Origin of the sequence: Paenibacillus sp. FA6, assembly GCF_051550225.1 — a bacterium.
GTDB lineage: Bacteria > Bacillota > Bacilli > Paenibacillales > Paenibacillaceae > Paenibacillus_AQ.
Genome location: NZ_CP188820.1, coordinates 2,254,116 through 2,278,420, shown reverse-complemented (window position 1 = coordinate 2,278,420; position 24,305 = coordinate 2,254,116). Strand labels below are relative to the sequence as shown.

General features: G+C 42.0%; 21 protein-coding genes and 2 pseudogenes. 21 read left to right on the top strand and 2 right to left on the bottom strand.

Translation table 11 applies throughout. The features are described from left to right. Window position 1 precedes the first annotated feature (1 nt). From ACP8HI_RS10620 to ACP8HI_RS10605, 4 genes and pseudogenes are all read left to right on the top strand, one after another. A complete protein-coding gene (locus ACP8HI_RS10620; protein WP_438351048.1) occupies window positions 2-1,972 on the top strand; it encodes a serine hydrolase domain-containing protein in 1,971 nt (656 codons plus the stop codon). 56 nt (window positions 1,973-2,028) lie between these two features. Further along, window positions 2,029-2,703 (top strand): response regulator transcription factor, encoded by a 675-nt coding sequence (locus ACP8HI_RS10615; protein WP_438351047.1) that lies wholly within the window; start codon window positions 2,029-2,031, stop codon window positions 2,701-2,703. Continuing rightward, complete coding sequence (locus tag ACP8HI_RS10610) at window positions 2,700-4,052, top strand: HAMP domain-containing sensor histidine kinase (RefSeq protein ID WP_438351046.1); 1,353 nt, start codon at window positions 2,700-2,702, stop codon at window positions 4,050-4,052. Before ACP8HI_RS10615 ends, ACP8HI_RS10610 begins: the two co-directional genes overlap by 4 nt. A gap of 189 nt (window positions 4,053-4,241) precedes the next feature. Continuing rightward, window positions 4,242-4,394, top strand: a pseudogene (locus tag ACP8HI_RS10605) (FAD-dependent oxidoreductase); the annotation flags it as partial. 505 nt (window positions 4,395-4,899) lie between these two features. Here the strand turns inward: ACP8HI_RS10605 and ACP8HI_RS10600 are convergent. Then, complete coding sequence (locus tag ACP8HI_RS10600; protein ID WP_438351045.1) at window positions 4,900-5,325, bottom strand: exosporium protein C; 426 nt, start codon at window positions 5,323-5,325, stop codon at window positions 4,900-4,902. Between the two features lie 466 nt (window positions 5,326-5,791). Here ACP8HI_RS10600 and ACP8HI_RS10595 point away from each other — a divergent pair, with 466 nt between their 5' ends. The 12 genes and pseudogenes from ACP8HI_RS10595 (at window position 5,792) to ACP8HI_RS10540 (ending at window position 18,838) form a co-directional block, all read left to right on the top strand. Beyond that, a complete protein-coding gene (locus ACP8HI_RS10595) occupies window positions 5,792-7,006 on the top strand; it encodes an S-layer homology domain-containing protein (protein ID WP_438351044.1) in 1,215 nt (404 codons plus the stop codon). A gap of 352 nt (window positions 7,007-7,358) precedes the next feature. Beyond that, window positions 7,359-7,910 (top strand): hypothetical protein, encoded by a 552-nt coding sequence (locus ACP8HI_RS10590; protein WP_438351043.1) that lies wholly within the window; start codon window positions 7,359-7,361, stop codon window positions 7,908-7,910. A gap of 483 nt (window positions 7,911-8,393) precedes the next feature. Next, window positions 8,394-10,187 carry an alanine--tRNA ligase gene (locus ACP8HI_RS10585; protein WP_438351042.1) on the top strand — a complete coding sequence of 598 codons (1,794 nt, stop codon included), beginning with the start codon at window positions 8,394-8,396 and terminating at the stop codon, window positions 10,185-10,187. A 208-nt stretch (window positions 10,188-10,395) separates the two neighbouring features. After that, complete coding sequence (locus ACP8HI_RS10580) at window positions 10,396-10,878, top strand: hypothetical protein (RefSeq protein WP_438351041.1); 483 nt, start codon at window positions 10,396-10,398, stop codon at window positions 10,876-10,878. Between the two features lie 316 nt (window positions 10,879-11,194). Then, a complete protein-coding gene (locus ACP8HI_RS10575) occupies window positions 11,195-11,554 on the top strand; it encodes a MerR family transcriptional regulator (RefSeq protein ID WP_438351040.1) in 360 nt (119 codons plus the stop codon). A gap of 154 nt (window positions 11,555-11,708) precedes the next feature. After that, entirely contained in the window at window positions 11,709-12,473 is a 765-nt protein-coding gene (locus tag ACP8HI_RS10570) for an SDR family oxidoreductase (RefSeq protein WP_438351039.1), read from the top strand. A gap of 132 nt (window positions 12,474-12,605) precedes the next feature. Further along, complete coding sequence (locus ACP8HI_RS10565; protein WP_438351038.1) at window positions 12,606-13,262, top strand: alpha/beta hydrolase; 657 nt, start codon at window positions 12,606-12,608, stop codon at window positions 13,260-13,262. A gap of 523 nt (window positions 13,263-13,785) precedes the next feature. Continuing rightward, on the top strand, window positions 13,786-14,604 hold the full coding sequence (locus ACP8HI_RS10560; RefSeq protein WP_438351037.1) for a methyltransferase domain-containing protein: 819 nt from the start codon (window positions 13,786-13,788) through the stop codon (window positions 14,602-14,604). A 291-nt stretch (window positions 14,605-14,895) separates the two neighbouring features. Next, window positions 14,896-14,985, top strand: a pseudogene (locus ACP8HI_RS10555) (transposase); the annotation flags it as partial. Between the two features lie 145 nt (window positions 14,986-15,130). Continuing rightward, entirely contained in the window at window positions 15,131-16,672 is a 1,542-nt protein-coding gene (locus ACP8HI_RS10550) for a hypothetical protein (RefSeq protein WP_438351778.1), read from the top strand. Further along, window positions 16,669-18,603 (top strand): TOMM precursor leader peptide-binding protein, encoded by a 1,935-nt coding sequence (locus ACP8HI_RS10545; RefSeq protein WP_438351036.1) that lies wholly within the window; start codon window positions 16,669-16,671, stop codon window positions 18,601-18,603. Before ACP8HI_RS10550 ends, ACP8HI_RS10545 begins: the two co-directional genes overlap by 4 nt. 112 nt (window positions 18,604-18,715) lie before the next feature. Further along, window positions 18,716-18,838 carry a YjcZ family sporulation protein gene (locus ACP8HI_RS10540; RefSeq protein WP_438351035.1) on the top strand — a complete coding sequence of 41 codons (123 nt, stop codon included), beginning with the start codon at window positions 18,716-18,718 and terminating at the stop codon, window positions 18,836-18,838. A gap of 595 nt (window positions 18,839-19,433) precedes the next feature. On the opposite strand, the gene ACP8HI_RS10535 is transcribed toward ACP8HI_RS10540, so the two are convergent. Then, complete coding sequence (locus tag ACP8HI_RS10535; protein ID WP_438351777.1) at window positions 19,434-19,787, bottom strand: winged helix-turn-helix transcriptional regulator; 354 nt, start codon at window positions 19,785-19,787, stop codon at window positions 19,434-19,436. A 163-nt stretch (window positions 19,788-19,950) separates the two neighbouring features. Here ACP8HI_RS10535 and ACP8HI_RS10530 point away from each other — a divergent pair, with 163 nt between their 5' ends. The 5 genes from ACP8HI_RS10530 to ACP8HI_RS10510 all read left to right on the top strand — a co-directional run bounded on the left by ACP8HI_RS10530 (window position 19,951) and on the right by ACP8HI_RS10510 (window position 24,119). Then, window positions 19,951-20,673, top strand: coding sequence for an NADPH-dependent F420 reductase (locus ACP8HI_RS10530; RefSeq protein WP_438351034.1), 723 nt, complete (start codon window positions 19,951-19,953; stop codon window positions 20,671-20,673). Window positions 20,674-20,957: 284 nt separating this feature from the next. Beyond that, a complete protein-coding gene (locus tag ACP8HI_RS10525) occupies window positions 20,958-21,575 on the top strand; it encodes a hypothetical protein (RefSeq protein WP_438351033.1) in 618 nt (205 codons plus the stop codon). A gap of 249 nt (window positions 21,576-21,824) precedes the next feature. Then, a complete protein-coding gene (locus tag ACP8HI_RS10520) occupies window positions 21,825-22,178 on the top strand; it encodes a hypothetical protein (RefSeq protein WP_438351032.1) in 354 nt (117 codons plus the stop codon). Window positions 22,179-22,326: 148 nt separating this feature from the next. Then, complete coding sequence (locus ACP8HI_RS10515) at window positions 22,327-23,322, top strand: phosphotransferase (RefSeq protein WP_438351031.1); 996 nt, start codon at window positions 22,327-22,329, stop codon at window positions 23,320-23,322. A gap of 206 nt (window positions 23,323-23,528) precedes the next feature. Next, window positions 23,529-24,119 (top strand): chloramphenicol phosphotransferase CPT family protein, encoded by a 591-nt coding sequence (locus ACP8HI_RS10510; protein ID WP_068597101.1) that lies wholly within the window; start codon window positions 23,529-23,531, stop codon window positions 24,117-24,119. Window positions 24,120-24,305: the final 186 nt, after the last annotated feature.

The window sequence follows — 24,305 nt, the reverse complement described above, 5'->3', positions numbered from 1 at the left end:
CATGTTATCGTTTATGAGAAAAATATCTTGCAAAATAATTTTACTGATGCTACTGGTCGCTACGATGGGATCGAGTATGTTAGGGGCTCAGACGTCTGCATCAGCAGCGACTCCCTCTCCGACATGGATCTCCGCTAAACCGGAGAGAGTGGCTGAAGATTTGAATGACGCCGCTCAGCTATCAGCATTTACGGATGGTATCATGAATGTGCATATCGACAATTTCCAAATTCCAGGTGCGGTCATCTCGATCGTCAAGGATGGGAAGATCCTGTTCGCTAAGGGTTATGGTCAATCTAACATCGAAGAAGGTACGTTAGTTGATCCTGAGACTAGCCTGTTTCGGATTGCTTCGACAACGAAGTTGTTTACTTGGACGGCAGTGATGCAATTGGTCGAGCAGGGCAAGATCGATCTCGATACCGACGTCAATACCTATTTAAAAACGGTGAAAATACCAAAAACTTATCTGCAGCCGATTACTATGCGTCATCTCATGACACATACCGCCGGGTTCGAGGAGGGGGGCGTTGGCTATCAAATTACCACGGATCCAAAGAAGCTGCCCGTTTCGATATCTGAAACTCTTGCCAAGCATATGCCGGCACGGGTTAGGCCTTCAGGTGAGATGATGTCTTATTCCAACTATGGCGCCTCGTTGGCGGGACTTATCGTCGAGGAAGTTAGCGGAATTGCTTATAATGACTATATAGATAAAAATATTTTCGTTCCGCTTGAGATGGAATATGCCACGGTTCAGGAGCCTGTTCCGGCGTCTTTGGAGCCTTATGCCGTACTCGGCTATGCTCGTGAGAACGGCCAATTCGCAACTAGGCCGCTTACGTTCGAGGGAGGTTTCCGTCCGGCGGGATCAGGATCCGTCTCAGCGAACGATATGGCCCATTTCATGATCGCCCATCTTCAGGACGGACGTTATGGTGACAAGCAAATTCTTAAGCCGGAAACTGCCCAATTGATGCATTCGCCGTCTTTCGTGTTTAATAAGCGTTTACCGGCAATGGACCTTGGCTTTTATGAGATGAATATGAACGGTTTGCGTGTTATTTCCCATGCCGGCTCGGATGAACTATTCAATACCGCGGCTTATCTTGTACCTGATAAGCAAATCGGCATTTTCGTTTCCTATAGCGGCGGTGACGGTGGAGCAGCAGCGGGAGGATTAGCGCAAGCCTTTTTCGATCGTTACTTTCCTCTGCAGGAAGTCAAATTATCTCCTGAGTCCACCGTTCTTGAGAATTCCTTGCAAAAATACGCCGGTTCCTATCAATTCACGCGCCGTAATCACAGCGATATAGATAAGTTTTTTAATTTTCTGGTCAAGATTAGCATTACGGTTTCCGATAACCGACTATCCATTGGAAGCGGAGCCGATCAACAAGTATATGCTCCGATCGGACCTGATTTATTTCAGGAAGTAGGAGGCACGAATCAGATGGGATTCCGCACCGATGCGGCGGGCAAGGTCACTTATCTGTTTCTTGATTTGCTTAATCCTATGCCGCTGGAGCCGACACCCCTGATAGATCAAACTAAGTTCTGGCTTCCCTTGCTTGGAATCTCGGTAGCTCTGTTCATCACCGTATTGACAGGGTTCGCTTACCGTAGACGCGAAATCAAAGCGATGCCTAAGGTGCAGAAGTGGGCCGTTAGATTATCGGCGGCTACCGCTGCTTGGGCACTAGTGACCTTCGCTGCAACGTTCCTTGTGGTGTTGAACATGAATCTGATCGATCGGCTTAGCCGCATTACACCATCGTTGAACCTCTATCTGTTCATGCCCATCTTATTTGTCGGATTGACCTTGGCTATGATAGCTTTAAGCGTATTGGCATGGAAAAATAAATATTGGACGTTGCTGAAGCGTGTACATTACTCACTCGTAGCGCTATCGGCAGTGGTATCAAGTTTATTCTTCTATCATTGGAATCTATTAGGATGGCATTTTGGTTGAAGCAACAATCCGCCCATTTGGGAGGAATACGAGAGAGAGTGGAGGAGTGCATGCTCATGGCCAAAATCCTTATCGCGGATGACGATGCGCACATTCGCGAGTTGATCACCTTATTTTTGCGGAATGAAGGATTCGAGATATTGGAGGCAAGAGACGGTGCGGAAGCGTTAGCGATTGTGGAAAGTTCTCAAATAGATTTGGTTATCCTCGATATTATGATGCCTGAATTAGACGGTTGGGAATTGTGTAGGGAGATTAGGCGCATAGATTCGAATATCCCTCTTTTGATGGTCACGGTCAAGGGAGAATCGGGACAAAAAGTGAAGGGATTTCAGCTTGGAACGGATGATTACTTAACGAAGCCGTTCGATCCGATGGAGCTTGTGATGAGAGTGAAAGCGTTGCTGAAACGTTATATGATTGTCTCTTCACAGACCATACAGCTGGGTGGCATTGAACTTAATCGCCGTAGCTTTCAAGTTATTCGGGGAGACGAAACGCTTAATCTACCGTTAAAGGAGTTCGAGCTACTGTTCAAATTGGCTAACCATCCGGGGCAAATTTTCACCAGGGAACAGTTGATCACACATATTTGGGGGAAAAATTACGAAGGCGATGACCGAACTGTCGATGTTCACATTAAGCGGCTAAGGGAAAGGTTTGCCGGAGATTCGCAACATTTTCAAATTGAAACGGCCCGTAGTCTGGGGTATCGGTTAGTGATTACATGATCAAAACATTATACGTCCGTATCATTTGCACGTTTCTGGCAGTTATTATCTTTAGCTTGTTGTCCTCTATCTCTATAGGGCTCTTTCTATTCCAGAAAGAAATAAACCACTCAGGACAGAACGACATGATTGCAGTAGGGGAGGAGATTATAAGTCTCTATGAACAAACAAAACCCGATGATAGGGATGCGTTCATAGGGAGTATGGTGAAGGTATCCGCCTACCTGATTCAAATGTATGACGCTTCCGGCAACGTAACGTTCTATGACCTAAACCATACGAATAACGTCGAAATTACGCCGGAAGCGGTTGGGCTAGTGTTGCGGGGACAAGTTTATCGTTCTACCGGAGAGGTAGAACAAACGTTCATCGGCCTTCCCTTTCCATTCGAAGGGGAGCCGCATGCTATGTTTATGCAGTTTTCCTCGCAGAACGAAAATGTCTTTAATCGGATGATGCTACTCGTATTGCTGCTCGGCCTGTTGATTGGAAGTCTATGCATTCTGATTGCGGCCAGATATTTGGTGAAACCCCTCCAAGCGTTGACGCAAGCGACCAAACGACTTGCAAAGGGCGATTTCGATGTGGAAATAAAAATGAAACGCGCGGATGAAATGGGTGCTTTGACTCAAAGCTTTAATGAGATGGCTAGCGAGCTTAAACAGTTGGAGCAGATGAGGCAGGATTTCGTTTCGAATGTCTCTCACGAAATTCAAACCCCGCTAACGTCTATTTCTGGGTTTGCTCTGGCCATGAAGAACAGCAATTTGGTGGCGGAAAGCGATCGGAATTATTACCTAGATATCATTATCGGGGAAAGCGGGCGACTATCCAGACTTAGCGATAATTTATTGAAGCTCGCTTCCCTAGATTCGGAACATCATCCATTCGAGGCGATTACGTATAACCTTGACGAGCAGATCAGGCAAATCGTCGTTACTTGCGAGCCTCAATGGTCTGCCAAGGGTATTCACATCGATTTAGAAATGGGTGATGTAGTCAAAATAACGGCAGATAGGGACCAGCTCAACCAAGTATGGATGAATTTACTCGGCAACAGCATCAAGTTTACCCCCGTGGGCGGGCATATAGAAATACTCATTACTCATTCGATGAATGAAATATTGTTCGCGATAACCGATTCGGGGATCGGAATAGCGCCGGAGCAGCTCGATTATGTTTTCGAGCGCTTTTACAAAACAGACCCATCCCGAAACCGCAGCATTGGCGGTAATGGCCTAGGGCTTGCCATTGCTAAGAAGATCGTGATTCTTCATCATGGGAGCATCGAAATGAAAAGTCAGGTAGGCCAAGGTACGACAGTGGTTGTTCATTTGCCTATTCGATAAAGGTAAGGCATATGGCAACAAAGGTACAAAGCGTTCCTTCGACGAATAAGCTTCATGTTGATGAGGTACTGAATAAAAAACTAGCCACATTTTGTAGAGTTGGAAAAGTATTTGTATTTTGCTCTTCATATAACACTTCAAAAGCCGCGTCATACGCGGCTTTTTCTATTTGATAGGGATCTCGTTATAATGAGAAGAGCGACTACAGAAAGGAGTGGAATCATCTTGAAGGTAATTGTCATTGGAGCGGGAATTGCTGGAGTTTCAACCGCATACCAATCGGCTAAGCAGGGAGTAGATACCCTCATCATCGATCGGAAAGATGAAGGACAGGCTACGGAGCAATACGTATGGCAACGATCGGGTCGGTCTTGACCTTCCGTACCGCCTTTTGCTTCAGCTGATGAGTAAGTAATGGATTGAGAACAACAACAGATTAAGCAGGTAACAATGTTCTTAATACAGAATAAATTAATATTTCATCCCAGTATATCTCCAAATGGAATACCGGGCTTCACCGATTGTTATGGAAGAGATTATACCTAATTGTTGATAGAAACATAATTACAAAATTAATAAGTGGTCAGCTGCATACTATGCTTGTTCACGTTCTGAAACGAGAACCAAACGTCCAACTGTTCGAGTGATATCATGTATTTCTTTTATCACTAATTGAACTAACGGCAGTTATACTTAGTTGAAATGAGCAAAAGCAGCCCATCCTCTGACGAGGAACGAGCTGCTTTTTACTTTTCTATCTCTTTTTCCATCTTGGAATACCGATTCCCTCAAAATCGAGGCTTTTGCAGGGCTCTCTATTCAGGTGCTGAAAATTGCAAATATGGTATTAGGTTCTCGTTTTAACGGCTAACCCACTAAACGATACAGGCCCAACAACATCGGCTCTTGTATTTGCAGTACGGTTTTCTGCTGTGACTGTGTAAACATGGGTACCAGCTCTTACATTTCTATCTTCCGCCTGGAACGTAACTGCATAATTTTGTTCAGAACCAGCAGATTCGATACCTTGTAGTGTGTTGAAAATCTCACTTCCATCGCGAAAGATTCTAAAGAGTATTTGCGCAATACCAGTGACACCTCGAACACCCACGGTTGCTACCAAATCTACCAGATTAGGTTGAGAATTGACCGGAATCCGTATAATGATTGTTGCGAGGCGAGATCTTGCTGGTGAACGTCGGATATTAAATGAGTTTGCTAAATTGAATCTACGTCGCGGCTGGACGGCAGCTTTATCGAGAATACGTACCAAAATATCAACTCCTCTTGTTTTATATCTTCAATATATGTTGGTCAAAAAGAGAATGATTGGACAATCATGTAAGATGCTTTGATTTGAATCAAATACATTATGAACAATGGTAAAGAGCAAATTACAGGTGGTAGTGAATAAATGAAATGGGACGTACAAGAAATCCTAACCTACTACGTATTTCACGACTGTAAACGTTACTAAATAATTATTATCCACCAGGAGCGCCTCAGCAGACATAGAATGAGTTACGTTAAACTCAATAACGACACAAAGGCAGCTGGTCAGTAGATATCGGCTGCCTTTGTTCGACAAACGGCAGTTTTATTGAATAATTCAACCATTTCGTCGCGTTCCATTTTACTTGGTATCACCAATATGGGAAGGCCTATCAGCTAGTTGACCTGATTATCCGATAAAATGGTAATAGAAGAATTAATTAGGTTGAGTGAAAGGATGATCGAGGTTGGCAAGATTCAAGCGTACGACAATTTACTTGGTAATAGCAGCATTATTAATTGGCACTTCAACTGCGGCGGTAGCAGAATCACTGTCGCAGGAGCAGGACAATACAGAAATAGAGTCCATCATGAGGTGGCAAGGGACCCCAGCGGAAGGCATGAACGAGCACTGGGCCAAACGTCTTTTCCAATGGGGGATTGCTCAAAATGTGATTAATGGTTATCCGAATCAAAGCCTTAAGCCGGACCAAGTAGTCACGGAGGCTGAATTTCTCAAAATGTTATACAGAGCGATGGGGATGGCTCTGCTGAATGCAAGTACCGCATACGATCCAAGTGAGAGTTGGACAGACGGGCCTTATCGAATGGCAGGGTATTACAACCATCCGACAGTTGGTGATAACAACTATTCGATGCGATTACAGCCTATTACAAAGTTGAGAGCTGCCGAACTCATTAGTGCTTCCCAAGGCGTTCACTATACTGGTGACGATGCTATAACCTACCTGATTGGACATGGCTTAGCTAATAGTGAAGCAAGCTCTTCGGAGCAGTTTGACGGGGATAGCACGTTCTCACGGGCAGAGGCGCTCCAGTGGATACGGCAGTTTGCCCTTCACGGAAAATTGAAGATGCATAAGAGACCAGCGACCCCTACAGACCGTAGCCTTCTTCCCGCTCTGTCAAATACTCCTATCGCATTAATTTCCGATTTTAGTACAGAGCCTGTCACACATGAGGATTTCAACTTGTTCGGGAGCGATGATTTCCCCGGCGTTAGATTCGGTGATATGAAACGAACCGTTGATGAACGTTTTGGAGATTCTGAGGAAAAGGATATTTTTAATTTTGATACTTATCCGTTAATCAGTGCACATTTTAACACCAATGGACGGTTGGATGCTTGGAGTATCAATTCGTTTACAAGTGATAAGTCCTCTAAAACACCTTCACTGCGTACAAAAAAAGGCATAGTATTGGGTGAAAGCACCTTATTAGATATCATAAATCAATATGGATCAGCTGGAGTTACCAGCAGAGGAATCATAGAATTTTACTATGAAAAAGTAGACGATAGCACTTATCATGATATTTCGATCTATGACCCGATCCAAAATATTGAAAAGGTGTATACGATCGTTTTTATTGTCGATGACGAAACCAAGGTAGTTTTTGATGTGATGGCGTCCTCATTTAAGACTGTCTTAGAGGATTTCTAACAATGAGTTCAGGAATGTAATCAACAAACTTTTTTGTTCTTTTTTTGAATTTAAGGAATCAAGTTCTTATCTGAGCTAAGGACAAGAACTTGATTCCTTTGGCGATTTGATAGATATCTAATTATGATTCGGCTGCATTTCACTAAGCTAACGGGATACGTTAGTTGAATATATACATTTATGAGCAGGTGCTACGGTAGCCTGTTCTTTTTATTAAGCTAACGGGCAGGATAGCGTAATAAGGACAGTGAAATAATTTATTAAAAAATGTAACTTGTATCGTGTGATAACGTTAAAATATATAGCAACATTCAGGAGTTGTTGTTTAAACGAAATTATTAGAAAAGTGGTGTTGAATTTGGTGAGAAGGTTTTCTTTCATTATTATTTTAATAATTTTTATTACAGGATGCTCAGTTTCGAACGAGGATAAAATTAACAAGTTAATAGAGAAAACACAGTCCGAAACGTTTGAGTTACTTTATCAAGAAGAAGTAGAAAAGGGAATGGTTGTCCTGTATAAAGATGAATTGGGGTTTCGCCATGCATTCTACTCTAATAAAACAGAATACTGGAATACTAGTGGGAATGCCGAAATTAACCCGAATGATGGTTTTACGTGGGGAATGACTAATGATCCTAACATTCCAATACTGACGTTTGCAGGGTTAATTACCGATGACGAAATACAAAATGTGATGGTAAGACAAAATACATTAAATCAACAAGCAAAAATTATTTCAACCGAGCAAGGACGATATTGGTTTACCTATTTTGATTATTTGGAAGAAACCCCTGGACAACCAGATTCCCTCAAAATTGAGGCTTTATCAGGTGATGGTGAGATAGTATGGAAAGATGGTGTATATGATGGGAAATTATATAGAGGGAAAGTAAAAAAATAAAGTGGTAAGTTACGCTAACGGGACACTATAGCGTAACAATCAACAAGACGAGGCTGCCGCTAATGAACGGTAGCCTCGTTGAGCTAACGGGCAGTTTACGTTAATTACGAGTGGGTTTTCGAGTATTATGCAGGTTGCTAATATACACGATTGACATCTGAATTCTAACTGGCTACAATAACAATAATTAGGAAATGATATAAATGATATAAATGATATAAATGATATAAATGAAATCAATGAATGAACAAAATATGCTACATTTCGTTCAGAGAGGGATGTTTTGGTGTGAAATCCTACGAAACTTAGTATGTTGCCGGTTCAGGAGTGCGGTTAATGCCCGCCGGTTTGACTCGTTATAGTCAATTGAGCTGATTGTATCGCTAAATGCGAAGACAATAACTTGGGTGGTACCGCGATTAATTCGTCCCAATCTTGGGGCGTTTTTTTGTTGTCTAAAATAGAGTAAAAGGAGAAATATCAATGAAACTGTATACATCTGAAGAGATTAGAGCGAAGTATATTCAGTTTTTTCAAGAAAAAGGTCATGCCGTCATTTCTAGCGCTTCCGTTATACCCGATAACGATCCCACCGTATTGTTTACGACAGCGGGCATGCACCCGCTGGTGCCCTATTTACTTGGAGAGAAGCATCCATCTGGAACGAGGTTAACCAATGTTCAGAAGTGTATACGTACTGTGGATATAGATGAAGTCGGTGATGATACCCATTGCACTTTTTTTGAGATGATGGGCAACTGGTCACTTGGCGATTATTTCAAACATGAATCCATATCGTGGAGTTGGGAGTTCGTCACTTCGCCGAACTGGCTCGATATTCCCAAGCATAAAATTGCGGTTACTGTATTCGAAGGAGATGATGATGCTCCCCGTGATCAGGAGTCGTACGAGATATGGTGTGCATTAGGTCAAAGTGAGGAAGAGATCTTCTTCTTGCCTAAAGCCGATAATTGGTGGGGGCCAGCAGGTCAAACAGGTCCTTGCGGTCCCGATACGGAAATCTTCATTATCTCGGATAAAGAACGTTGCGGTCCTACATGTTCGCCAGCATGTGGATGTGGGCGCTATGTTGAATTCTGGAATAATGTATTTATGAAATATAACAAAACGGCGGAGGGAAAGTTTGAACCGCTTGATCAAAAAAACGTCGATACGGGAATGGGCTTAGAGAGAGTGCTAGTCGCTTTGAATGGAGGAACAGTCTATGATAGCGACCTGTTTACTACGATATTCTCACGAATTGCAGAACTGTCGGAGACGGCATACGAAAATCAACCCAAAGCGTATCGAGTTGTTGCGGATCATACCCGCACGGCAGTATTTATCCTTGGTGATAATTACGGCATTACTCCGTCTAATGTCGACCAAGGCTATGTGCTGCGAAGATTGATTCGCCGAGCTGTTAGATTCGCAATGCAATTGAGTATTCAAGAAGGCGGTCTAGCGGATATCGCTAGCGCTGTGATTGACAAGTACGAGCTAATATACCCAGAGCTGCAAAGCAATCGCGATAAAATTATTAGGGAACTCCAGGCGGAAGAAGCTCGTTTTCAAAAAACGCTCGCGCAGGGACTTCGTGAATTCGATAAGCTTTCGATTTCATTAGTAAATGGTCAAATAGACGGTGCAGCTGCATTCAAACTTTATGATACGTATGGGTTTCCCATCGAATTGACCATGGAACTGGCAACAGAGCGTTCCATCGCCATCGATCTGGAAGGATATCTAGAGAAATTTCAGAAGCATAGAGAGTTATCTCAAGCCGGAGCAGCCCAAAAGTTTAAAGGCGGTTTAGCAGATAATTCTGCACAGACGGCAAATCTGCATACGGCAACTCATCTTCTGCATGCTGCACTACGAAAGGTTCTCGGAGATGAGGTGGCGCAAAAGGGCAGCAATATAACGGCTGAGAGACTGCGCTTTGATTTTTCGTTCCATCGTAAAATGACTGAAGAAGAGATCGTGGGAACCGAGCGGCTGGTCAATGAAGCGATTGCCGAGGGCGTCGGGATTACGTTCGAAGAGATGACGCTTGAAGATGCACGTAGAACAGGGGCTATTGGTCTATTCGAGAGCAAGTATGGCCAGATGGTAAAAGTATATACGATGGGCAAATTCTCCAAAGAGATATGCGGCGGTCCTCACGCGGTGAATACGGCTGACCTTGGTACTTTTAAAATTGTTAAGGAAGAGAGCTCGTCTTCTAGCGTAAGGAGGATAAAGGCAGTACTTGAAAGCACTGATGCTTTACGCTAACGGGACACGATAGCACAGCGGTGGAACCGATCCATCGCTTGTTTTGTATTGCTGGAAATCAGCTCAGCTAACGGGCAGAAAAGTTACAATATATGGTATCATAATGTGTGTGGTTTGGTTGCAGTCATTGCGCTAAAAGCAACAGTATGAACTGAATGCCAAAGTAAAGTTAATTTAATAAGAAGGTAAGGATTGGGGGAAGTAAAGTATGAGGAAAGAAGACTGGATTAAAGTAATCTTAGTAGTATCACTAATCGGCAATGTGACTTTATTTATGAATCATAACCGTGTCAATAAAAATCAAGAATTGAAATATGAGTTATTAAATGCGTACATTTACCGAGATCTAACCCAACTAGAAGCAACAATACAGTATCAAATAGATAATAATTGGGATAACGAACCTCTTGTTACTCAAAAATTAGATGATGCTATTGATTCAGTTATCTTACACACTGGAATGGAAAGAGATGATGATAAGCAAGATATTCTTTGGAAACTACATGATTACTTGAAAGAGTTCAAGGCTGATGACGAAACCTTAGCGGTTAGCCTAACCGCTAAGCAACGAACCGATTACATTAATTTAGGCGAGAAGCTCCGTTCAAGCGGGTGGAACTATAATGTAGGTTATGATACTAGATGGGATATTTTTGTATCAAAAGTAAAAGGGCTCATAGCGGAATCATAAAACTCGAAAGATTAAATGCATATGGATGAGTATTCAACTGATGCGGAAAGACCAATAAATCTTTATCAAGACAATGTAACAGTAGAAACCACACCACAGTTGGTTAAGCTAACGGGACACGTTAGCTCAATGAATCTATGTTTTTGTCCTAGTCTGCCGTTCAGCCGAATGGAAAGGGATACGGGCTTTCAGTAGGTTTTCTTTTCTTCACTCCACTTGAACACGGCCTCTTTCTCGTTATATGCTAATCGAATCAGTTAGAGTTAGATCAAAGTAAAGAAGACTGTTTTACGACGTAGCTAGGGGAGGAATATCTATGTACACCATCAACGAAGTCGCGGAAAAATGCGATCTGTCGGTTCACACGATCCGTTATTACGATAAAGAAGGCCTGCTCCCGTTCATTACACGTAACAAATCGGGTAACCGGGAATTCTCGGAGCAGAGCCTGGAGTTGATCCGGCTGATCTGCTGCTTGAAGAATACGGGCATGCTAATTAAAGAAATCAAGGATTACATCGATCTATGCATGGCGGGAGACCATACATACGAGGTTCGCAGGCGAGTGATGGTCGACCATCGGAAGGAAGTTGTCAGGCAGATTAACGATCTGAAAAAGAATGTGAATCTAATTGATCTGAAGATCAGCCTCTACGACAGTAAGCAGAAGCATTGAGGGTAAGCCAGGCGAGGTAGCGCGGAGGACGCTCACCAGCCTGGTATTTTTTATGACTAAATTCCGGTTTGACTTCGAGCAATCTCGAAGTGATATATTACTAAAAGCACCTGCAAGAGCACCGGGTGACACCATAAATTAAAGGAGATTTATCATGGAACAACAACCAAAACTAGCACTAATTACTGGAGGTAGCCGAGGTCTGGGAAGGAATGCAGCCCTTGCTCTGGCCCATAAAGGTAACGACGTAATCATCACTTACCATAGCCAGCAAGCGCAGGCCGAATCCCTCGTTCAAGAGGTGCGGGCCTTGGGACGGAAAGCGGTAGCGATTCAGCTGGATGTTGGTCATACGGCTTCCTTCAATGGTTTCAAGGATGAGTTATTGAAGGTACTCCATGAAAACTGGCAGCGGGAACACTTCGATTTTCTCATTAACAATGCGGGGTTCGGGCTCTATGCTTCCATCGCAGAGACAACGGAAGCACAGTTCGATGACCTGATGAATGTACATGTTAAGGGCGTTTTCTTCTTGACGCAGAGGCTGTTGCCTCATCTGGCGGATCATGGCGCGATCGTTAATGTCTCCACTGGCTTGACGCGTTTCACGATCACCGGTAGTGCGGCCTATGCCGCGATGAAAGGCGCAGTTGAAGTGCTGACGAAATATATGGCTAAGGAACTGGGAACTAGAGGCATTCGAGTCAACACGATTGCCCCGGGAGCGATTGCGACCGATTTCGGCAGTGGCAGACTTAAGAAGAGCCAAGAGATGCAAGCGTTCATTACCGGTCAAACTGCGTTGGGCAGAACCGGGGAAGCCGAAGATATTGGCGGCATCATCGCGGCGCTCTGCATGCCTGAGATGGGATGGGTCAATGCGCAGCGAATCGAGGCTTCGGGTGGCATGTTTCTGTAAATAGCGGTAGTGCAAAAGACTTCTGAGACCCTAGAGGGAATACGATTAATGCCGTAGAATCTGGTCCGGTCAATAAATAGGAGATTTCAGAAGTCGTTCTTTCTTTTATTTAAGTCCAATTATTAGGAGGTAGTGAATTATGCCACTCGATCCTCAAGTTCAGGTTGTACTGGAGCAATTGAAGCAAATGGGTGCTTCGCCTCCGAAGATGTTTATGCAGCAGTTGTATGGGTAGCTGAAAATGCTTCTTCTAATCATGCAGATACGAATAGAATCGCAGTTGGCGGGGATAGTGCAGGGGGAAACCTCGCCGCAGTCGGGGCATTAATGGCCCGGGACAGGGGCTTCCCCTCCCTCAGATATCAGATGTTGGTCTATCCGGTAACGCATCATTCATTTGAGACGAATTCATATAGAGAAAATGCGGAAGGGTACGGATTGACGACGAACACTATGCGGTGGTTCTGGGACCTTTATCTGGCGAATGATCAGGATGGAGAAAATCCTTATGCCTCTCCGTTATTGGCTTCCAATCTAAGCGGGCTACCTCCGGCACTCGTAATCACCGCAGAATTCGATCCATTGCGGGATGAAGGGGAGGATTACGCGGAACGGCTTAAAGCAGCGGGAATCCCGTTGGAAGCGAAGCGTTACGATGGCATGGTTCACGCCCTCTTCCTCGCAACAGGAACATATGAACAAGGGAGAAAAGCAGTAGAACAGGCCGTAAGTGCCCTGAAAGGGCTTTTTATGGAACATTACGCTAACGGGAAACTAGAGCCTAATTAAAAGAAGGACTACTGCTGGCTATAATGAGGATCAGAAATGGCTGCCTTTCCAGCTCCTTTTCATATATATGATAGAGTAAGAGAACCGAGGGGAAAAGAAAAAGTGGCACAACCAAAAAGAGAGTATCAGGTATATGAGTGTTCGGGAGAGAAGTCTCGCCCACAAATGGCACAAGGAGCTCTTTGAGCACTACAATTGCAGTTGAAGAAATTATTTCAGGTCTGATCGACAACACCCTTTCATATTGAAATACGAAAACAAAACCGTATTTCGAGTGGCATCGTCAATTTCATAAATAAATGCACACGATAGACTTGCTCGTTCAACTAACGAGAAACAAGAGTTAACAAAAAAAGAATAGCTGAGATATCTGCTCCTTTTTTTATTAAACTATAGGGCAGTATACGGAAGTTAAAGCTATACTTCAACTGTTGGTTGAATAATTAAGAACATCAAATATCAGGTTATTGTTTGTTTCGGTTAACATCAATAGAATTTGTGTTAATAAGGAGCGTGATAAGCTATGAAGAACACACTGGCAAGAAACATAAATAGGTATCGTAAGGAAAAAGGACTAACACAAGAAGAACTTGCACAAACACTTGGAGTTACCTTTCAAGCAGTTTCAAAATGGGAAAATGCTCAGACAATGCCAGAAATCTCTTTGTTACCAAGTCTGTCTAAAGAATTGGAAGTAGGTATTGACAAGCTACTTGGGTATGTATCACAAGATAAACAAATTACCATTTATGAGGAAGAATACAAATCGCCAGATTATTACTGGGGTGTTGAACCAAATACGGCATGTTATGAAGTCATTAGACTAATGCCTCCTACCAAACATCTAAGATTATTAGATATTGGTTGCGGTGAGGGAAAAGACTCTATATTTTTTGCAAGAAATGGATATGATGTCACATCAATTGATGTATCAGATGCAGGTATTGAAAAAACTAAGAGGCTTGCTGATAAAATTGGTGTACGAGTTAAGGCTTTCAAAGCAGATATTTTAGATTTTCGCTTGGATTCCAAGTTCGACATCCTTTTCTCTAGCGGTGTATTACATTATATAAAGCCTGATTATCGAAACGACATACTTAATAATTATAAGCAATTCACAAACACCAATGGTATTCATATTTTTAATGTGTTTGTAAACAAACCCTTCATAGCTCCACCACCTGAAAAGGAACCCAATGCGTATAAGTGGCATTCAGGAGAATTGCTTACATATTATCAGGACTGGCTCATTAAGGAAAGTTCAGAAGTTATATTTGACTGTAATTCTTCAGGTATCCCCCATAAACATGCAATGACTAAAATGATTGCACAAAAAAACTAGCTTATTGAGCTAACGGATAACGATAGTTGAATCAAACAAGGAGCAGTTTGCCATGGCAGCTGCTCCTTGTTTTCGTTAAGATAAAGGGCAGGATAACGGAATGTGGAATGGAATAATTTGTATTGAATATTATGCTCTTGTGTTCCGATAGATAAGCTCGTGCGGTTAGCTTTCGAGGAATTGCTTTGGGATCACCGCTAGAATTCGGTAACTATGACGAGGGCTTTAGCGCTACAAAAAAGAGCAAGCGTCCAGATCTGATGAGCTAATTGAATTAAACGGAAATTATATAAGTGGAAAGAAGAAATTGTCAATTACCACCGTTGCCGCTGGACAAATGCAACAGTAGAGGGACGCCACAATCATATTAAAGCTTATAAGCATTCGATTGTCTGACGAGAAAGTCATAGAAAAACAGCAGGCCACATATCTTTAATATGAATTTTGTCGTTTGTGAGAAACAGGGCTTTTACCAGCTTGAATCGTTAATTTATGCTTCACAAAGATGGGGAAGGAGTTGTGCAGGATGACTCTTCAGGAGGAAGGTGCGCTTGCGGTCGGTTCCGGCCGAATCTTGCTCTCGCTTGCTGAATCATGGTATGAATCCGGTTTGTCCAAACTCACGGTTTATGTAACAAACAAGGAACCAACAGACACGGGAAAACTGACGGAACTTTGCGAACATACTCTAAGCAGCGAGACCGAGACCACGTTAAATATGATTGCTGCAGAAGGAGATGATGAGCTGAATTGGAGGGCGATCGTTCGGCCTTTTCAATTTATTTTGTATGTTTCGGAGCATGGCGAATTGGAGGAGCTTCGGAGTGTTCAGCGTGCTTGTATAGCAGAAAGGAAACAGATGCTACCTGCCATCGCGATAAGAGGAATGGGAATGGCAGGCCCGCTGCTGCATCCTGACGGGGACGGACACTGGGAGTCGGCATGGCTGAGAATTCATTCGTCCGTCTTTCCCAAGAAACAAACGCCGGAGATCTTCTCCACTGCGGCCGCAGGAATCTTATCGAATCTTGTTGTTCATGAATGTCATAAAGCGATTACGGGTGAGCATGAATTGGACTATAGAAATCAATGCTTTTTACTTGACCCTGTCACGTTAACTGGAAGCTGGCATTCTGTTCTATCTCATCCTTTAGTATCCGGGTATGACGCGGCCCGTCCGGTGAAAAATATGGCGCTTAACCTAAGAATAAATCATGAGCAGGTAAGCCCGGAGGTGTGGTTTACTGCGTTCAACCAACTGACTTCGGGGGTAACAGGCATTTTTCATGCATGGGAAGAGGCAGACTTAATCCAGCTTCCGCTATCCCAGTGTTTTGTTCAGCCTGCAGACCCCTTGTCAAAAGAACCTGTACATCTTTTGCCGACCATTGTCCGAAGTGGACTAACACATGTAGAGGCTCGGCGAGAGTCGGGATTGGCAGGGCTAGAAGCCTACGTGGCGCGCATAATCCCACTGCTGTTTGCTGGCTTACCTCCATATCAGCAGGAAGGAATCAGTATCGGAGCAGGGTGCGATATAACTGAAGCCGTTGGGAGGGGGGTTAGGGCTTGTTTAACTAAAGAGTTAGGCAAGCGGATTTTGTCTGATGAGCCGATTGTTGTTCAGCGTATAGCATGCCCGCAAATCGAAGATGTCCGTTGCCTGTATTATTTACAAGCGTTAACCACCCTAGAGGGGGAATCTCTTATTGCAGTAGGTGAGCCGTTGCTCGGTTTTCAGACAGTGTGGGTCTATTCGGATTCTTCGTGGTATGGCAGCGTAGATCTTTGTTTCACGCTTGCTCTTCGCCAATCCCTGCAGAAGGCGTTGAGTAAGACCGAGCGCACTGCGGTTTCTCTTGTCGTTTGGAAGGATCATGAAGTGCAAGACATTACAATTTCCGATGGCGATCCTCTAAGCTACAGCTCTTTGATGTTATCAGCCATTGAGACTCTAAGTCAGTGCCATAAGCGTCTTGAGGTGTTTGAACTGCACAGCGAATCTTTGTGGGGCAATGGGCCGTTTGTAGCATATGGAGTAGTTCTCGGAGAGGAGGAATCCCCTTGAATACTATCGCTATTATTGGAGAGGGAATGCTTGCCGACGCCGTGTGCAAGCGTCTGTCCAGGCTCTTGCTTGTCCGAAGAAAGGACTTCAGTAAAGATATACCCGCTGTAGACTTGGTATTGGTGCTGAAGGATGAGGATAACTCCTCCTATTATTATGAAGCTGAACAGTTGCTGCGACCGCGTGGTATTCCTTGGTTATGTGCCTATGTATCCTTGGGAGAAGGAATCATAGGGCCGCTGATTGTTCCAGGAACGACCGGATGCTTCCAATGTGCAGAAGCACGGTTATCTTTGGCGGGGAGCAATCGCAAAGAAGTCGAGGATTTGCTTATAAAACTCGTGTCTGATGATTATGTTCCCCATAATACTGCTGAAATATCTCCAGCGGGAGCTAGTTATATGGCGCATATTATCTCAGCGGAAACGGATACGGTGCTGCGGGGCTACAGAGCGAATACGGAAGAACATCTCTATTTGATCAACTTGAGTAATTTGAGCAGCACAATCCATTATGTCATGCCACTTGGGACTTGCTCGGTTTGCGGGCAATTGCCGGATGATTCCGCGGAATTAGCGGAGATATCACTAAAGAAATGCCTAAAACGGGGCAACAGCTACCGCTGCCGCTCGATGAGTGATTTGAAGAAGGTTCTGATCAGAGATTATTGGGACAGTCGTACCGGAATCTTTAATGATAAGAAGTGGGGTCTCGACTCTGTCTTTGCCAGTGCTGGTATAAACCTTCCTTTAGGTTTTTACGATGAGATCACGGGGGGGCGTTCACACTCATATGTGGATAGCGAGCTCGCGGGGATATTAGAAGGGCTGGAGCGTTATTGCGGCGTGACTCCACGCGGCAAACGAACGATCGTGCGGGGCAGCTATTCCCATCTTAAGGCTACTGCGCTGGATCCGTCTACGGTAGGGCTTCATGCAGAGGAGCAATACGAACAACCTGATTTTTCCTTCATCCCGTATGATCCTGATTCTCCAATGGAATGGGTCTGGGGATATTCGTTTCTACAGGCACGTCCGATTCTGGTTCCCAATCTGTTGGCTTATTACAGTCTGGGCGAAGGAGAGGGCTTTGTATATGAAAACTCCAACGGGTGCGCGATAGGAGGAAGCTTAGAGGAGGCCATCTTGTACGGGATTTTCGAGGTGGTTGAGAGAGATTCCTTTCTGTTGACCTGGTATGCAAGACTACAGGTTCCGCGGCTTGACTATAGTTCATCGGGAGATTCGGAGCTGATCCTGATGATCCAACGTTTAAGAGCAGTTACTGGTTATGAAGTGAGCTTATACAATACCACGATGGAAAACGGAATTCCCAGCATATGGGCACTGGCAAAAGGAGGGGCGGAACATAGCGTGAACCTCATCTGTTCTGCTGGAGCTCATCTCGATCCGATTCGGGCGGCCAAGAGCGCCATACATGAGCTGGCGGGCATGATCCCGACGGCTGAAAGGAGATTGAAGGAACGAAGGCTAGAAGCCGAAGCTATGATTGATGACTCGTTCCTTGTGCAGCATATGGAAGATCACTCCTTGCTCTATAGCTTGCCACAGGCAGAGGAACGGCTTCATTTCTTAATGGACGAACGGAACCCCGTCCGTACTTTTGCAGAAGAGTTTCATTCACTGCCGTGGCAAAAAGATTTAACAGAGGATTTAAAACAAATACTTCGAGTTTTTCGCAGTCTTCATATGGATGTCATTGTAGTTGACCAGTCATCAAGTGAGACACTCCGCAACGGCCTTCGTTGTGTGAAAGTGCTCATACCGGGAATGTTACCCATGACATTCGGATATCATCTTACCCGGCTCACTGGCCTGAATAGGGTACTGGATGTACCGATGAAGCTAGGTTACGCAAATCACAGGCTGACTCGGCAGGAGCTTAATCCTTATCCGCATCCATTTCCGTAAATAAGGACAATATTCTTAAGGTATTCGCCGATTTTTTTTATAAAAGAGTCCAATCCACAAGTCGTTTTCATTCATACAATTTAGTATGAACGGCGAAAGGAGGGATATCGCGATGGGAGAACTGGGTGGAATAGGAAGCTGTAGTTGTAGCTGTGCTGGCGTGTTTACAAATACAGGTGCAATCCTCGTATTATTTATTCTGTTGGTTATTATAACTCGTGCATTTATTCTTTAATTTGCAATATACAGACTATCGAGCCCTGTGTTGATGCATGAAAAGACAACATCAGCAATCATTGTGACGTCCTTGATAGTCGTTCTCGGATTTTTTATCTAGTCTGTTGAAGCTTAAGCGGAGATACCCGCTTGAGCTTTTTCATTTCTTTAAATATGAACAAGCCTCCTGTTTTTATTGTTTTTTATTATTTGTTTCGTTCATAACCATTGGCAGCCTCGTCGTTCTTTCATATTTTTTTAGTTGGTTCGTTAAATCTACTCCCCGAACAAAATTGTGGCTTTTGACGTTTCCAAGTGAATCGCTTTTTTGTTCTTAACAACAATATCGTTGTTACAAGTCATTGGGGAAGGCAGCAAGAAAATGCTAAACTAAAAAGAGTAGTTTGCTACGGCAGCTACTCTTTTTAGTTTATTAAGCTAACGGGCAGGATAGTTGAACAAGGTATTTGAAAAATTAGAATGGAATGCCAACATTTTGGGGGAACATATAAACGTAAAGAGTCGAATTCTTGTGATGCAACGAATTCGACTCTTTTATTCGAGTTGGAAATCCTTAGATATAAGCCCTGCAGTTATATGCGTCGTTTATTATTCTATTTTTCTCCATGTTTTTTCCCGAAATCCTCCATCAAATCGAGGATAGGAATAAATTCTTTCCCTTTTGGTGTTAACGAATATTCAACGCGTGGTGGTACCTCTGGAAAAACATTACGTTCAATTAAACCATCGGATTCTAGTTCTCGAAGTTGTTTTGTAAGTGAGCCTTGTGAAATATCCCATAAAAAAGTTTTAATTTCATTGTAACGATATTCTTTTGATTTTAGAAACCAAAGTATGAGACATTTCCAACGACCCGATAGCATGTTTTGAGTATAAGCAATCCCATAGACGTCTCTATTTTCCTTAATAAACTCCTTTTCAAATCCATCCTTACACATTCTAGCCATCATATCACCTTTATTTTCTGTATAGTACAAAAAAGTGTACTATGTCAATTTTTATTGCCTACTTCAAAAAATAGAGTATTGAGCTTATTATATTATCTATACTTTCAAAACTCAATCTGGAGTCACAAAGGAAGTACCACTATAATATTTAGGAGGAACAATAATGAGATTTGGAATTATAGGTGCAGGACCAATAGGGACAATTATTTCTAAAAAATTAGTTAAGAATGGACATGATGTCAAAATTGCAGATGCTCGAGGAATTGAATGTTTAGAAAGAAAAGAGATTGCTGGAACACCTGTGAGTGTAGAAGATGTAATAACAAATATTGATGTTCTTATAATATCTATCCCTTTTCATGTAATGCCAAGCATTCGCAACATTGTAGATAAAGCTAGAGAGGAAGTAATCGCTGTAGACACTTCAAATTATTATCCTTTTAGAGACAATAAAATTGAAGAAATTGAGAACGGGATCGTTGAAAGTGTTTGGGTTTCAAATCAATTAGGCAGACCTATCATTAAAGCTTTCAATAATCAATTAGCTTATACTTTAGAAAATAAAGGAACCCCCGAAGGTACTAGTAGTCGCATTGCCATGGCGATTGCTGGTAATGACCTATCACAAAAACAAATAATCATGGACGTAGTAAACGAGTTAGGCTTCGACGCAGTAGATAGTGGTTCTTTAAGTGATTCGTGGAGACAACAGCCAGGAACTCCTGCATACTGCACAGAACTAACAAAAGAGGAACTAACGGAAACATTGAAAAAGGCAAATAAAGAAAAAGCCCCATTCCTACGGGATAAGGTGATGGAGAAGTTTTCAGCTGGATTTTCACACAAAGATATTGTGAATTTAAACAGAGAAATATATAATTTATAATTTTGGAAACACCGAACTCGTCACAGAGCAATATATAGACATTGTTTTGTTCAACTAACGGAGAACGATAGTAAAATGGCGGTTGCTTCGTCAGCCGTTATTATTTATTCCGCTAATGGGCAGTTTAGCGTAGTAACATCTTGAAAAGGGAACGTATAAAAGGGATATTTACACATCTAGCGAATACAAGATGTGTTGCGTTGGCTGGATGAAGGAAGCATTCAAAGTCTCCGTTCAACAAACATGCTTTATTGAGGTTGTTAAAACATTTGAGGTGTGAATTGATGTTAAGAAATCAAGTTATATATTGGATAGGTGGCTCCGCTTGTGCGGGTAAAAGTACACTAGCCAGGATGTATGCAGAAAAGCATGGGTTGGAACTTTATTCTTGTGATGAACATTTTGATAGACATTTGAAGGATGTTTCCATTAATGAGTATCCAGCGATGCATAAAGTTTCTACAATGAACCCTAATGAAGCCTTTTATACAAGGGAAGTCCAAGAACAGCTATGTGTTTATATACAATCTTTTGTAGAGGACTTTTCGTTTGTCATAAAGGACCTTGCAAAGAGAACAGACACACCCGTTGTTGTTGAAGGCAATCAATTAATCCCTTCTCTTCTAGCACCCGATTTAAAAGAACATCATAAGGCTGTATGGATCATTCCAACTGAGCAATTCCAAAGAGAGCAATATTCCAAAAGGGTTTGGATACAAGGTATATTACAAAACACTGAGAACCCCACTGTGGCTTTTAACAAATGGATGTCTCGGGATGCATTGTTTTCTGAATTTATCCAAAAAGAAGCATCTGAATTACACTTAAATGTATTAAAAGTAGACGGTAGTAAAACCTTACAGGAAAATTTTGAATATATTGAGAATTACTTCGGTACATGATTAAACTAACGGGAAACGATAGTTGAACAATACACATCGATGAGCAGGCGCTACGGTAGCCTGCTCATTTTATTAAGCTAACGGGCAGGATAATGTAATATTCCATCATGCAACCGGCGAAATATTCGGTTGCATGTTCAGTTCTTGGGTAAATTAGCTCAATAAATTCTATAAATAAGATTATTTATGGTGTAATATGTAAATATATTTTAAAAATACTAAAGCTTTATGAAATGGTGGACTAAACGAATGGAACGTACAATTCAATTAATGGAAACCCATTTAAATATCGATCTTGGAAATCCGCCCTTTTTAAAATTAGATAACGGGTTTCAAATTCCATACTCTTCGATTAAGGGGATAACAACAGGTAGACCCATACCAAATGCTTTCAAGCTTTATGGTGCTTCTTTTGGAGGAACAAGAAATGGATTATTTAGATTCAATGGAGGTTATCATCTCTACTTTTTTTATAATGAGGTTGATACCCTTCATTTTGACTTGAATAATTTTCTTGTTGGTAAATTTAAAATATCAAAGTTAATCATTGATGTTAAAAACCCTGAAGAAATAAGTAAAACTATCTCCGAAAGATTGACGTGATAGTTCAATACCGAAAGGTCTACCGCACTGGCTTTTTTCAACTAACGGGCAGGTTAGTGTAGTGAATATTCCCTAAATTTCCTCATTGTGATACTCTGTTGGGAGTATCTGGTATAAAAAAGAATGGATGCAGGATTGGGGGATAATAATGCAAGAAAAAATTGATGTGATCGTTCGTAATTACTTTGAGGATTCTGCATACAATATCGATCCGGTACCATTCGGTCTGACAAACCTAACGAAAATTTTAACAATGAATGACCAAAAATATGTCATTCGAATCTACAATCGTCATACTAAAAATGTAGAAAGCATTAAATTTGAAGATCAAATAACATTGTATTTGAGTAAACAGAATCTTTCATTTGTCGTGCCCGTATTTTTAAATACGAATGAGGGCGAACAGTACGTACACTTGTCAGATGGAACATTAGGTGCGATCGTTTCGTTTGTTGAAGGGGCAGTTCCGGAGATGTCCAGTGTTCAGCAAGCCACAGAGTTTGGTTCTGTTGTAGGTGAAATCAGTTCAGCACTTAGTCAATGCGCAGCAGATTTTAAATTTGAAGGGGTTCCCTTTACAGAAATTTATAGTCTGCATCCATTAGCCGATTATGATGCTGTTGCATCTTTTATCAAGGCTCCACCATTTGAAATTCCTCAAACAGCACTTAACTTTTATGAAGAAACGATCTGCTTTATGGAACAAAATAAAAATGAATTGATAGAATTGCCGAAGCAACTAGTTCATCATGATGTATTAATCTACAACTTACTCTCAAAAGAGAACAAAATTCACGGTGTTTTGGATTTTGATTTTACCTCACTTGATATTAGCTTTATGGAATTTACCATTTCCCTTAATCACATCATACAATTGACAAACGGATCATGGGATATGACGGAGGCATTTATAAGAGGCTACTCTCAATTTCGAAAATGTACATATCGAGAAATGAATCAACTGCAGTTTTTGACTCAAATTTACCATATTGCTGTACTTCATATTTACATCGGTCAGCATTATTCTGGAAAAAATATCGAGCAGAACTTTAACTACATCCTAAGTCAATTTCAAACAAGGAATGACTGGCTGAACAAACATCTCTCTTCAATCAATCAACTGATTGAAGATTACTTACTTTGATCCATTTGTTCAACTAACGAGACACGATAGTTGAATAACACACAATAATGAGCAGGTGCTACGGTAGCCTGCTGTTTTCATTGAAGTAACGGGCAGGATATTTTAATAGTTTCTCGAATATTTTATTCAGTTGGATAATTTAATAAACTTTATGAATATAATGTTGTCTGAATGATACGCAAATCTTATATGTGAGGGTGATTCGTGTGAAGCAAGGACTTATTGTGTTCTTGAACGGAACTTCAAGTTCCGGAAAGACTAGTATTTCTATGGAACTGAAAAATCAGAAAGAGATTCCTTTTCATCATTTATCCGTAGATGCTTTTTTTGGTAATTACAATGATTTTATTGATAATAATTTTCCGGATATTGAACCTACAAGAGAAGTAGATGATGTTGGAAAAATACTTTTTGATCCCATAGGCTCAGTTTATTATGCAACAATTAAGTTGTTTTCAGAAATGGGTTTAAATGTAATCGTCGATACCGTAATCGACAATGACAAGCGGTTAAATGATTACCTTGATCTATTGTTCGATCATCCAACATTGTTTGTAGGCGTATTATGCTCGAAAGAAGAACTCACAAGAAGAGAGCAAATCAGAGGAGATCGACAGATTGGACTAGCGAATTCCCAATACGACCAAATATATTCCTTTAATGAATATGACCTTAAAGTAAATACTGAAGAGTTGAGTCCAACAGAATGTGCCGAAAAAATACTAGGCTTTATTAAATCCGGTCAGGATTACTCTGCATTTAAGAAATTAATGAAAAGAGAGATTAGTGTTTCATAGGAGGGAATCCATCGGATAACTACATATTCAAGCATTGGAGCTATTGCCCCTCGGTCTACCCGACGGATTTTGGAATTAAGCTAACGGAACACGATAGCACAGCGGTGGAACCGATCCATCGCTTGTTTTGCATTGCTGGAAATCCGTTCAACTAACGGGCAGTTATGCGTAGTAAAATTGAACGCT